General features: G+C 52.3%; 12 protein-coding genes. 4 read left to right on the top strand and 8 right to left on the bottom strand.

The genetic code is table 11. From position 1 onward, the window contains the following. The 3 genes from GX147_07350 to GX147_07340 form a co-directional block, all read right to left on the bottom strand. Positions 1–686 (bottom strand): protein-glutamate O-methyltransferase CheR (locus GX147_07350; protein ID NLN60508.1); only part of this gene is annotated, 686 nt, incomplete at its 3' end. Between the two features lie 145 nt (positions 687–831). Then, positions 832–1,098, bottom strand: coding sequence for a helix-turn-helix domain-containing protein (locus GX147_07345; GenBank protein ID NLN60507.1), 267 nt, complete (start codon positions 1,096–1,098; stop codon positions 832–834). A 112-nt stretch (positions 1,099–1,210) separates the two neighbouring features. After that, positions 1,211–1,729: a purine-binding chemotaxis protein CheW gene (locus tag GX147_07340; GenBank protein ID NLN60506.1), complete on the bottom strand. Its 519-nt coding sequence runs from the start codon at positions 1,727–1,729 to the stop codon at positions 1,211–1,213. Between the two features lie 274 nt (positions 1,730–2,003). Between GX147_07340 and GX147_07335 the strand changes: the two genes are divergently transcribed. Beyond that, positions 2,004–3,383 (top strand): sigma-54-dependent Fis family transcriptional regulator, encoded by a 1,380-nt coding sequence (locus tag GX147_07335; protein ID NLN60505.1) that lies wholly within the window; start codon positions 2,004–2,006, stop codon positions 3,381–3,383. Positions 3,384–3,400: 17 nt separating this feature from the next. Here GX147_07335 and GX147_07330 read toward each other — a convergent pair whose 3' ends face one another. The 5 genes from GX147_07330 to GX147_07310 form a co-directional block, all read right to left on the bottom strand. Next, positions 3,401–4,861 (bottom strand): response regulator, encoded by a 1,461-nt coding sequence (locus tag GX147_07330; protein ID NLN60504.1) that lies wholly within the window; start codon positions 4,859–4,861, stop codon positions 3,401–3,403. Beyond that, the gene (locus GX147_07325) at positions 4,848–5,714 is read right to left on the bottom strand and encodes an HDOD domain-containing protein (GenBank protein ID NLN60503.1); all 867 of its coding nucleotides are present in this window, start codon (positions 5,712–5,714) and stop codon (positions 4,848–4,850) included. Before GX147_07325 ends, GX147_07330 begins: the two co-directional genes overlap by 14 nt. A gap of 80 nt (positions 5,715–5,794) precedes the next feature. Next, positions 5,795–7,423, bottom strand: a complete 1,629-nt coding sequence (locus tag GX147_07320; protein NLN60502.1) for a hypothetical protein — start codon at positions 7,421–7,423, stop codon at positions 5,795–5,797. Positions 7,424–7,465: 42 nt separating this feature from the next. Next, positions 7,466–7,681, bottom strand: coding sequence for a helix-turn-helix domain-containing protein (locus tag GX147_07315; GenBank protein ID NLN60501.1), 216 nt, complete (start codon positions 7,679–7,681; stop codon positions 7,466–7,468). Between the two features lie 240 nt (positions 7,682–7,921). After that, positions 7,922–8,902, bottom strand: coding sequence for an HD-GYP domain-containing protein (locus GX147_07310; protein NLN60500.1), 981 nt, complete (start codon positions 8,900–8,902; stop codon positions 7,922–7,924). Between the two features lie 258 nt (positions 8,903–9,160). Here GX147_07310 and GX147_07305 point away from each other — a divergent pair, with 258 nt between their 5' ends. From GX147_07305 to GX147_07295, 3 genes are all read left to right on the top strand, one after another. Then, positions 9,161–9,274: a 30S ribosomal protein THX gene (locus tag GX147_07305; GenBank protein ID NLN60499.1), complete on the top strand. Its 114-nt coding sequence runs from the start codon at positions 9,161–9,163 to the stop codon at positions 9,272–9,274. Between the two features lie 108 nt (positions 9,275–9,382). After that, on the top strand, positions 9,383–10,522 hold the full coding sequence (locus GX147_07300; GenBank protein NLN60498.1) for an ABC transporter permease: 1,140 nt from the start codon (positions 9,383–9,385) through the stop codon (positions 10,520–10,522). Beyond that, entirely contained in the window at positions 10,519–11,646 is a 1,128-nt protein-coding gene (locus GX147_07295; protein NLN60497.1) for an ABC transporter permease, read from the top strand. Before GX147_07300 ends, GX147_07295 begins: the two co-directional genes overlap by 4 nt. Positions 11,647–11,793 lie beyond the last annotated feature (147 nt).

Raw genomic sequence — 11,793 nt, 5'->3', positions numbered from 1 at the left:
TCGAAGTAGATCATCACGTTCCTGCAGAAAATGACATCGGAGACAAAATCCGCCGGGAACGGGTTCATGAGGTTGAACCTCAGGAAACGCACCATATCCCGTATTTCTTTTTTGACCTGAAAAAGGCCTCTCCATTTACCGGAGCCGTATTGAAAATACCTTCGGATAATCGTGTCCGGTACGTTTTTCATGCGTTCATGCGGGAAAATTCCTCGCACCGCCGTCTGCAAAACGCGGGTCGAAATATCGGTGGCCAGAATCGGAACGGATAAAGGCCTGTCCCCCAAAACTTCCCTCACCGTGATCGCCAAGGAGTAAGGTTCTTCACCGGAAGCACAACCGGCACTCCAGATCTGCAAGCCCCTCCCACCGCTTGCCTGGCGGGTTTTGGCCATTTCTGGAAGGATCCGCTCCATTTTTTCGAAGTGGGCCGCCTCGCGGAAAAAATAGGTCAAATTCGTCGAGAGGGAATCAATCATCATCACCAGCTCGTCCTGACCTTCGTCGGTGGTGACAAATTGATAATATTCAGAGAATGAAGAAAAATTCCCCTCCCGGAGGCGTTTGCCCAACCGGGCTTTAACCAATTCCTTTTTTCCGTCATGTAAATTGATACCGCATAGTTCGTAAACAAGACGGCTTATTTTACGAAAATCCGATTCCTGAAGATCCGCATACATGGCCATATTCCGGACAAGTTCTCCCCTTACCTCAAAACAACCGTCTCACATTAACAGATTTGACAAGCAAAATACGAACCATCCAGCAGGGAAACGATCTATCCGCCTTACGACAAGGCTTTAGGAAAAACACGAGACCCCGGAAACAGGTTTAAGGATCGTGTTTACCTTCTTTGCCCATTTCCTGAATGATCTCCCCTATGCTGTGATTCTCCAGGAAACCATTCAGATCGTCGTAAGAAAGGTCGGAAATACCGAAATCCTGCAAAAGCCGCTTGATTTCAAACAGGGGAATCTTCAAGTTTTTTCCCAATCCGAAGGACTGGATTTTCCCCCCCTTCACCCAGCGGTAAATCGTGACCCGGCTCACGCCAAAGAGGTCAGCGACTTCCGATGTTGAGTAAAATGTTTTTTCCATGGCTTATCGACCTATTGCGGGTTGATTTTGCTATGCGGAAGAAAGAAAACCCCCGTCCCGGCGACAGGCTTTTCGCCCCTTCCCATCCCAAACGTTTCTCACCTATGGAAAATTAGCCGACTTCGTCGTTTTGTATGATTCCCGTTTCTTCGTCCGCCAAAACAAGGTCGATATCCAAGAGAATCTTGACGCTTGATCCCATCTTGGCCATACCCCTGATAAACTCCGTCTTCAGGTTTGTACCAAAGGAAGGGGGGGCCTCAATATCTCCACCCTTGATATTCAACACCTCGGAAACGGAATCCACCACAATACCCATGGGAATGGTCTTGCCGGCATTGACGATCTCAACGACAATGATACAGGTCCTTTCCGTGTAATCAATGGGATTCATTCCAAATTTGAGGCGCAGATCGACAACGGGGATGACCTTACCGCGCAGATTGACGACCCCCTTGACGTATTCCGGAGTTTGGGGGACATGGGTAATTGTCATCATCCCGATAATTTCCTTTACTTTCAGGATGCCGATCCCGTATTCCTCGTCCGCCAAAAAAAACGTCAGATATTTGCCTTCCCCATCCATCCTCGCCTTTCCGACCTGACTTGTAAGCTCTTCCGCTTCTTTCATCTTCTACCTCTCATCATTTGTTGGCATGGGTTAGAATTTTGACTCTTTTCACTTTTAAGGATGTCATATTTCTGTTATGTAACGTGATCTGGATCTGTTTAGCGGCCATGTTACCATGTAATCCAATGTAACGGATATGCTTAGTATCGGCACGGTAAAGAAAAAACTTTACACCTTTATGCCAATATCCTAGTCATTCGTACGGCCGCAGGACATTTTGCCTGTTTTGAGGGCCTGCGTGGCTTCATTGTTCTTTGCTCTCGGGATAAAATGCATGAAAAAAGCCAGAATTCTCATCGTTGACGATAACGAACTCAGTCGCCAAAACCTGTCCGAACTCATGATCGCCGGCGGTTACGACGTGAAAGCCGTGGAGGATGGGCGGGAAGCGATGAAGGCCTTCCTGGAAGACCACTACGACATCACCATCACGGATCTCCAAATGCCCCACATGGATGGCTTGGAGTTGCTGCGGTTCATGAAAGAGGTGGCACCGGATCATGTCGTCATCATCATAACCGGCTATGGCACCGTCAACAATGCCGTGGAAGCCATGAAACTGGGCGCCTTTGATTTCATCTCCAAACCCCTGAAAGACGATCTCGTCCGTATCACTGTCCAGCGAGCCGTATCCTACGCCCAGCTCCGGGAGGAGAACGTCCATCTCCGGGATCACCTGAAAGAGAAATACGATCTGGGAAAACTCTTGGGCTACAGCGACTGCATGAAAAGGGTGTTTTCAACCATTGAAAAAGTCGCCGATTCGGACAGCACCGTGCTGATCTACGGGGAAAGCGGAACGGGAAAAGAACTGGTGGCCAAGGCAATCCATTTCAACAGTTCACGTAAAAACAATCCCATGGTTCCCGTAAACTGCGGTGCCATCCCCGAGGATCTTCTGGAAAGCGAGCTGTTCGGCCATGAAAAAGGCGCCTTCACCGGGGCAATCCGCACGAGGGCGGGAAGGTTCGAACTCGCGGAAGGCGGAACCCTCTTTCTCGATGAAATCGGCGACATGAGTCCCGCCCTGCAGGTCAAGGTATTGCGGGCGATCCAGGAAAAGCAGTACGAGAGAATCGGCGGAATGAAAACATTCGAAGCCGACGTCCGTATCATCGCAGCCACACACCAGGATCTGGAGAAGGCGGTGGAAGAAAAGAAATTTCGCGAGGATTTATATTATCGCATCAACGTCATCCCGATACATCTGCCCCCGCTCAGGGAAAGGGGACCGGATATTGCCATCCTGGCCAACCATTTTCTCCATGAGATGAACGCGAAAAAGGGAAGGAGAACGGGTATAATCTCTCAGGAAGCGATGAGTCGCTTGATCCAGTACCCCTGGCCCGGTAATGTCAGGGAATTACAGAACCTGATGGAAATGCTCGTCGTCATGAAAACGAGCGACGAAATCGTGGTTGACGATCTTCCGGAGAAATTTCACCGTCAACATCGCATCGAACCATCACGAACAAGTCTCGACCTGCTGGAAGAGGGATTTGACTACAATGCGGCGGTCACGCAATTCGAGAAAGACCTGCTCCTGAAAGCGCTGGACCTGAGCGGCGGGGTAAAAAACAGGGCGGCGAAGTTGCTCTCCTTGAATCGCACGACCCTCGTGGAAAAACTGAAACGCTTCCAGTTGGGGGATTGACCCCTGTCGGGCAGGGCCTAAACTTCCTGAAGCACCTCCCTCACCTTTCTGGAAATCGTTTCGATATTGAAAGGTTTCTGGATGAAGGCCCGGCAACCGCGATCCATGATTTCCCTGGCAATGTGGTCAACACTGTAACCGCTGCTGAAAATGACCTTGACCTCGTTATTGATGGCCTTCATGGCTTCAAAGGTTTCCATCCCCCCCATACCGGGCATGATGACATCCAGAATAACCAGATCGATCTCTTCCTTCCCCTCACGATAGAGCCGGATGGCCTCTTCCCCGTTGTCCGCAGTCAGGACACGATAGCCCAGGGTTTCCAGAGTCTCCTCCATGACCTCAATGATCGTCCGTTCATCATCTACAAAAAGCACCGTTTCTCGTCCCCCCAAGATGACTTCTTCTGCTGATCCGTCCTGTTCTGCCATGGCCCCGGTCGTTTTCGGCAGATAAAACAGGAAAGTCGATCCCTCGCCCTTTTGGCTCCGGACATCGATAAAACCTTGATGACCTTTGACGATACCGTACACGGAAGTCAGTCCCAGGCCATAACCCCGGTCCATGCCCTTGGTTGTAAAGAACGGGTCGAAAATCCGCTCCCTCGTTTCCCCGTCCATTCCAATCCCCGTGTCGCCAACGGAAACCTGGACAAAATCCCCCGCCTCGACAAGGAACAGACGGGCTTCTTCCTCGGAAAGGGAAACGTTCTCCGTCCTCAAAATCAATTGACCGCCACCGGGCATGGCGTGGGATGCGTTCACATATAAATTGAGTAGAATCTGTTCGATCTGTCCCCTGTCCGCATTGACCCTTCCCAGTTTCTCATCCAATTTCATCTCGACCGTGATTTCCTTCCGCGTCCTGGCGAACATGGCCACTGTTTTTGAAATGACTTCGTTCAAATCGAGAGGCAACAACTTGCGTTCACCCTGGGTAGCAAAATTCAGGAGTTGCCGGGTCAGGGCCACTCCGCTTTTCACCTGCTCCTCGATATTTTTGATTTTGTCGTAATGGATGTGAGAGGCATTCATCCCGAGCAAGACCAGAGAGATATTACCCTGGATATACATCAGCAGGTTGTTGAAATCGTGGGCGATTCCTCCCGCAAGGATTCCAACGGCCTCCATCTTCTGGGCGTGAAGGAGTCTTTTATCCTTTTCCCGCAGTTCATTTTGAATCGCACGATTCTTCTCGATTTCCTCCATGAGGGCCTTATTGGAAGCCTCCAGGGAAGAAGTCCGGATTCGGACTCTCTCTTCCAGTTGATGCTTCCATGTTTCGAGCGATTCGTTCTTCCGGCGCAGCTCTTCCATCACTTCGATGTATTTGAGCGTTGCCGTCCTGGATTCATTTTGCGACAACCGGTTTTCATTTTCGATATGGCGGAGCTGAATCTCCATATCGCGGAGTTTCTGCTGCAGATCCGGGGGGGACACCTGGATATCGGTTTTTTTTTGTTTATCAGAACCAGTCATGCTCCACCATCTGGTGAATCTGTTTGTCCACGTCATCCATGATGAAATCCAGGGCTCGCCCGTCAATGTCGAATTTCCCGAGGCACCGTTCGTACACGTCGAGGTCCTGCGGCAGCAATTCGATGTAACCCAGTTTTCTTTGCTGGCAGGCTACGTGGGATATATGAAGCAGGGCCGTCGCTTCGTGACACGCCACCTGATCCGCTGAAGGGCGTTCGGCCTGCCGGACCGCAAGGCTGATGTCCTCGGGGAAATGCCACTCTTCGAGCAACGCGCCGCCGATTTCATCATGACAGAAACTGAAAACATCCTCCTCGGCCTGCCATATCGTTGCCGCATCATCATGATGTTCCGTCATTTCGATCACCCTGAGGAAATCGTTCCCCAGAAACTGATCGGCCACGATCAAACCGATATCATGAAGCAGGCCGACGGTATAAATATCGTTGCCCGTTTTACTCAATTCCCGCCGGGCAATCATTTTTCCGCAACTGGCCACTGCCACGGAATGAACCCAAAGGGCATGACGGGAATAACGTCCCGAACCGGTCGCTCCGTTCCGGAACAGATCAACGACCGTTTTCCTGATGATCAGTTCCTTGACGGACTCGAAGCCGATGAACATGATCGCTTCCATGATGTCCGATACGTTATGAGACAGTCCGTAGTAGGCCGAATTCGCCCTCCGGAGGATTTTCGCGGCCAAGGGGGGATCCTTCTCAATCAAATTTTTCAGATCGACGGCATTGGCATTGGGATCCAGGGCAACCTCGACGGTTTTATCCATTATCCTGCGGATGGACGCGATGTCCGATCCGTTCACCCTGGCAATCAATTCCCGCAGTTTAACCATATCGCCCCCTTTTCCAGACACGATTCAATGCAGCAGGTTTACAATGTATCCGCCGCTCCGACGCCCCGATCAACCCGTTCCTAGAAATCCTTGAAATCTCCGTTTTCCAGGGGGATGATCTGATCCGGACGGACGACCTTTTCCTTGCCGCCATGAAGACCCGCCTGTGGTCGATACATCGCGAGATCCTTCGTTTTCGGACCCGGGCCGGGCATCAGGCCCCGGGACGTCCAAGCTTGCTGTCCCATCAATGCCCTGGAGGTCTCAAGCCGAGCCTCCCCGCCGATCAGGGCAACCAGGTCACCGACATAGCTTTTCATCTGTTCGGCCTGGGCGTTCAGCTCTTCCGCCGCACTCGCCGACTCCTCCGCCGACGCCGCCGTCTGTTGGGCGACCTTGTCCATCTCCACGACCGCCGCATTGACCTGGGTGATACCCTGGGCTTGCTCGTGGGACGCCGCCGCGATCTCTCCGCTCAGTTCCGTCACCTTCTTCGCGATGTCACCGTTTTTAGCCATCGCTTCGGAAACCTGCCCGTACAGGGCGGTTGCCTCCTTGATCCGACCCGTTGAATTGCCGATCAGATCCTGGGTATTCTTGGCCGCTTCCGTAGCCCGCATGGCCAGATTCCTGACTTCATCGGCAACGACGGCAAATCCAGCGCCGGCCTCACCGGCCCGGGCCGCTTCCACGGCGGCGTTCAGGGCCAGCAGGTTGGTCTGGAACGCAATTTCGTCAATGGTCTTAATGACCTTCGCCGTTTCCTCGCTGGCGCTGACGGAGGCCTGCATGGCTTTTTCCATGGCCCCCATCCGCTCCCCGATCATCTGGAAATTGGTGGCCGCCTCCTTCGACATCATGTCATTGGCCAGTTGCGCGTTATTCGCGTTCTGACGGGTCATGGAGGACATCTCCTCCAGGGAAGCCGAGGTTTCTTCGATGGCCGACGCCTGGTTGGAGCTACCGTCGGCCAGGTGCTGGCTCGAGGTCGCCACCTGCGAGGCGGCGGCGGTAACCTGCTCCGCCCCCTCGTTCAGTCCTTCAATCACCCGACCAATAGGACGGGTGATCATGAGGCTCGCGAAGATCCCGATGGCGACAGCCAAAATAAACGCCAGAACCGTCGAAACCGAGGCGAACCAGGTCGCCGCGTTCGCTCGGGAGGTGCTGACCTCCACGGTAGCCTCGGCCTGCCGGACGACCATACCGATGATCTTATGGAATGAATCGGTAACCTGGTTCTCCACCGACGCCACCTCTCCCTCCATGAAGGCCATGGCTTCGTCCTTATCACCCTCGATAATCATTTTGATCAACTTTTCCAGGTTCGGGTTCTGCCGCATGAACAACTCGATAAGATGGTCGTATTCCTTCTTGAGTTCCCCCTCCGTAAACACGGCCCCCGCTTCAGCCAAGTCCTTTTTGCCCCGCTCGTTGATGGCGTTGATTCTTTCCAGTTCCCGGTCCGTCTGTTCGCCGTACACAAATTTCCGAATGTAGGCGTTGCGGATCTCCGCCCGCAGTTCCTGCCACAGCTCGGCAATGTCACCCATCACCACCAGGGGTTTTGCGTTTTCCGTGTAGAGTGTATCAATGTTTTTGTTCAGATACATGATGTTGGAAACGCCGATGAATCCCCCGACAAGCAACATCAGGGAAACGAGACAGAAACTGCCGATCAACTTCACGCTCAATTTCATTTTTTTCATTCAGACACCTCGTTCCTAAAAAAAGATTTTTTTGCCCCCCGCCTAATCGTTTTCATCGGATTTCGTTAACGGTTGATTGTTGCGCGCCCTTTCCTTTGATTGTTCAATCGTCTCGATGATTTCATCCATATCGAAGCGCCAGGATTTCCCGATCTTGAACCCGGGCAGATCGCCCTTAACGGCCAGATTGATGATCGTATTCTGGTTCAACCGTAGATACTCCGCCACTTCCTTCGCCGTCACGATTCTTGCCATAATTCGCCCCCGCTAACACCGGTGAACCGGGTGGTGTTTTGACATCGTCTTTTCCTCCTTATGCCCTGGTTTATCCGGACCGCAACAGATTTCATGGCTCCCGTATGCCGCCCTGATCGTATTGTCGGTATTATTGCAAAATAACTTTAGAGGAAAATAAGGAGGACAGTTTGCCAAAAGGAGACAAATGGGCAAAAGAGAAGGCTGTTGCGTGGCATTTTCGGATTTTGACGACACCGGCCTTTACCGTTGCTTCCTGCCGGCAATCATGAGAACGAATTGTTCGAACATGTCTTTCTGGAAATGGTGAAGCATCTGTTCTTTCATGATTTTCAACCCTTCGAACGGCTGCATTCTTTTTCGGTACGGGCGATCCGTCGTCAGCGCATCATAGACATCGGCGATGGCACAGATTTTCCCGTAAACGTGCAGATCCTCCCCCCGGAGGCCCTTGGGATAGCCGGAACCATCAAAACGTTCGTGATGTTGCAGGACTATGATCTTTGATTCCTCGGTCATCTGTTTGGTTTCCTGCAGAATTCTGAATCCGAGATTGGGATGTTTTTTCATCTCCCCCATTTCCTCGTCTGTCAGCTTGCCGGGCTTGTTGATGATTCCCTGGTCAATTCCGACCTTGCCCAGATCATGAAGAAAAAAACCCGCTCCCAGTTCATGCAGATCATGGGCATTGGAACGGCGGAAAATATTGCGGGCCAGGCATACGGAGAGCACCCCGACATGAACCGAATGGGTATAGGTATAGTAATCGTGGTCCGTGATCATCATCAGGTGCTGACTGGTTTCCGAATCCTCCAGGATGAGATCGACCACGTCGTTGACCGCTTTTTTTGCTTCATGGATGTTTTCCGCCGTGGGATTGTCCATGAGATTTTTGATCATTTCCCCCGAATACTGATGAACCTGCGCTGCTTTTGTCAGGGGAGGCAGCTTCTTGTCGAAAATACTCTCCCGCAATCCCTCCGGCACAATCACCCGCTTCGGTTCATCCGGTCCGGCCTCAACGGGCTCCGGGTCTCCATCGGCCACACGGCTCCGGCTAAAGTCCACCCACACTTCTCCAATCCCCGAACCGATCATCTTCTTGATCTGCTCCTGAGAGGTGACCAGGAACTGGCTTTTTAAGAAGGGGTGGTTTCTCCATGATACGGGCATCAAGACGTACATGCCAATTTTCAGTTTACTGACGGCTAGTAACTTTTCCACCCATTCCTCCACGGAAAAACCCTCTCGCCATGGGCAGGCGGGATAAACGTGTAACCTCCATGGAACGAAAACCGGAGAGCCGTTCCAACACCCTTATGCCACCGCTCTCTTTTCGATCTTTCGGCTTTTCATCCACACGGTTCTTTGATAGGTATATTTATCGTTATCGTCATGCGGTTCGATGAACTTGAGGGAACAGATTGAAACAAGACTCCCCGTCACGGGGAAGTCAACCATATTACACGAGGAGGAAGCATCATGGGAAAAGGCGATCAACGGTCGAAACGCGGAAAGATCTGTCGGGGAACGCACGGGAAAACCCGCCCGAAAGCCGGAAGGAAGAATCCCGTGGCCGGACCGGAAAAGAAATGAGTGCGCCGATCCGTTCTGTTTGAAACAAGGATTTCAACGTTCAGAAAATGACACGTCCCTTCCGATCCTCGGCAAGAAGAGGTTCTCCAAGAAATCAGGGTAATGCCATTGAACCGCCACAGAATTCAGGCCGTTGCGCGCAAGGAGTTTTATCATTTGGCCAGGGATTTCCGGAGTCTTTACCTGGCTTTCGCCGTTCCGATCCTGTTGATCCTTCTCTTCGGTTACGCCCTGAGTCTCGATGTAGACCGAATCGCCACCATTGTGGTTGATCATGACCGAACCGCCCTGAGCCGTGACATAGTCCGGCAATTGGGTGCATCGCCCTACTTTAAGATCCTGGGAAACGTGGGGGATACGCAACAGGCGGGAAAAGAACTGGACCGGGGAGAGGCCACTTTCGCCGTCGTCATCCCCGCAGGCTTCGCAGCCCACATGCGACATGACCATGAAGCGCCGCTTCAACTGATTCTGGACGGCAGCGATCCAAATTTCTCGAACATCGCCCGAGCCTATGTCACGGCTTTTTTCGACGGCTACAACAACAACCGCCTCGAATCTTTTTTGAACCGCCAAGGTCAAACCGTCCTGGCTCAACCTGTGGAGGGGCGCATTCGGGTCTGGTTCAACGAGGACCTCGAGAGCCGAAATTTCATCATTCCCGGCATTATCGCCGTCATCATCATGATCGTCGGCGCCATGCTGACATCCCTGGTCATCGCCAGGGAATATGAAAACGGTACCATGGAAACCATCCGCTCCCTACCGCTCACGGCTGGAGAATTCCTCCTCGGGAAGGCAGCTCCCTACTTCCTCATCGGCCTGACGGATGTCCTTGTGGCGGTTCTTATGGCGCAGATCCTTTTCGGCGTTGTCATGAAATCGAGTTTCTGGCTGATGATAACCGCATCATCCCTGTATCTCGCCGTCGCCCTGGCCCTGGGGCTTTTCATTTCCATCCTGACGAAATCCCAGCTTGTCGCGAATCAGGCGGCGCTTCTCGTGACCTACCTGCCGTCGCTGCTCCTGTCGAATTTTGTCTTTCCCGTAACGAACATGCCCGCTGTCCTTCAGGGTTTGACCTTTTTCGTTCCCGCAACCTACTATATCGAAATACTGAACGGCATCTACCTGAAAAACCTTACCCTGGGCCAACTTGGATCGTCGTTTCTCGTTCTCGCGGTCATGTTGTCTGTCCTGTCGATCCTCAACTGGCGCCAGTTACAAAAGGAAGGTTTCTCGCGATGAAGGTCGACCTGATTCGCATCCGCGAACTCGTCCGTAAGGAATTCATCCAACTGTTCCGGGACCGAAAAATTCGGCCGATTCTTATCGTCGCCCCTTTCATTCAGATTCTGGTTTTCGGCTACGTGGTCAATTACGATATTCGGGACATCCGCATCGCCGTTCTTGACCAGGCGCAGACCCGAGAAAGTCGGCTGATCATCGACGGATTCCGGGGAAATAAAATTTTCCGGATCACCCACCATCTGAGCCATGACCGGGAAATCGAACCGCTCATGATTCGGGGTAAGGTCGACCTGGTCCTGAAAATCGGACCTGGACTGAGCGAGCGGGTTCGCGGGGGAAACACGGCCGCTGTCCAGATTCTCGCCGACGGCAGCATGAGCAACATGGCTTCCATCCGCGTGTTTTATGCGGTAACCGTCTTACGGAGCATCAACACCACTCTGCTTCATGAGCTTCACCCCCAGGTTATCCATTACGGCCGAGTCGACCCGCGGATTCGAACCTGGTACAACCCCAATCTGGACAGTCAATATTTTTTCGTCCCCGGTATCGTTGCCATTATCATCATGATCATTTCTCTTTTATTGACGTCCATCGCCATCATCAAAGAGAAGGAGGCAGGCACCATGGAACAGCTCATTGTGACCCCTCTGACTCCACTTGAATTCATCTTGGGAAAAACCATCCCCTACATCCTTGTTGCTCTGGTCCAGATGGCGGTGGTCACGGCCTTTGCGGTCTGGTGGTTCGACCTCCCCCTGGAAGGAAGTATCCCCGCCCTTTTTGCAGCCTCCTGTCTGTTTCTTCTCAGCACCCTCGGCATCGGGCTGTTCATCTCCGCGGTCTCTTCCACCCAACAACAGGCCGTAATGACCACCTTCTTTTTTCTTCTGCCCTTCTTCATGCTCAGCGGCTTCGTTTTCCCCATTGCCAACATGCCCGAATTCGTGCAATGGCTGACTTACCTTAACCCCATGCGTTTTTTTCTCGTCATCATTCGTGGTATATTCTTGAAAGGGGTGGGGTTGGAGGTGCTTTGGCCCCAATATATGGCCCTTCTGCTTCTCGGAGCCGTCGTTTTTTCCGGGGCAATCGGTTTTTTCCGCAAAAGGCTGGATTGAGGTGGTACGGGAGATGTTTCTTAAGATTATCACCGATACGAACATCATTCGAAAACAGAGTAACACGTTTGTCCGCCGGATGCGGGGCGTCATGAATGAAAAATTCTCTGTCCGCCTGGGACACATGGGCGCGAGCCGTGCCTCCCG

The sequence above is a fragment of the Deltaproteobacteria bacterium genome, from assembly GCA_012522415.1.
Taxonomy (GTDB): domain Bacteria; phylum Desulfobacterota; class Syntrophia; order Syntrophales; family JAAYKM01; genus JAAYKM01.
This window is presented reverse-complemented; position numbering and strand designations above follow the sequence as displayed.

Coding starts and splice junctions, on each gene's coding strand:
- GX147_07345 (NLN60507.1), bottom strand. CDS start 1,098: ATGGAAAAAACATTTTACTCAACATCGGAAGTCGCTGACCTCTTTGGC.
- GX147_07340 (NLN60506.1), bottom strand. CDS start 1,729: ATGAAAGAAGCGGAAGAGCTTACAAGTCAGGTCGGAAAGGCGAGGATG.
- GX147_07335 (NLN60505.1), top strand. CDS start 2,004: ATGAAAAAAGCCAGAATTCTCATCGTTGACGATAACGAACTCAGTCGC.
- GX147_07330 (NLN60504.1), bottom strand. CDS start 4,861: ATGACTGGTTCTGATAAACAAAAAAAAACCGATATCCAGGTGTCCCCC.
- GX147_07325 (NLN60503.1), bottom strand. CDS start 5,714: ATGGTTAAACTGCGGGAATTGATTGCCAGGGTGAACGGATCGGACATC.
- GX147_07320 (NLN60502.1), bottom strand. CDS start 7,423: ATGAAAAAAATGAAATTGAGCGTGAAGTTGATCGGCAGTTTCTGTCTC.
- GX147_07305 (NLN60499.1), top strand. CDS start 9,161: ATGGGAAAAGGCGATCAACGGTCGAAACGCGGAAAGATCTGTCGGGGA.
- GX147_07295 (NLN60497.1), top strand. CDS start 10,519: ATGAAGGTCGACCTGATTCGCATCCGCGAACTCGTCCGTAAGGAATTC.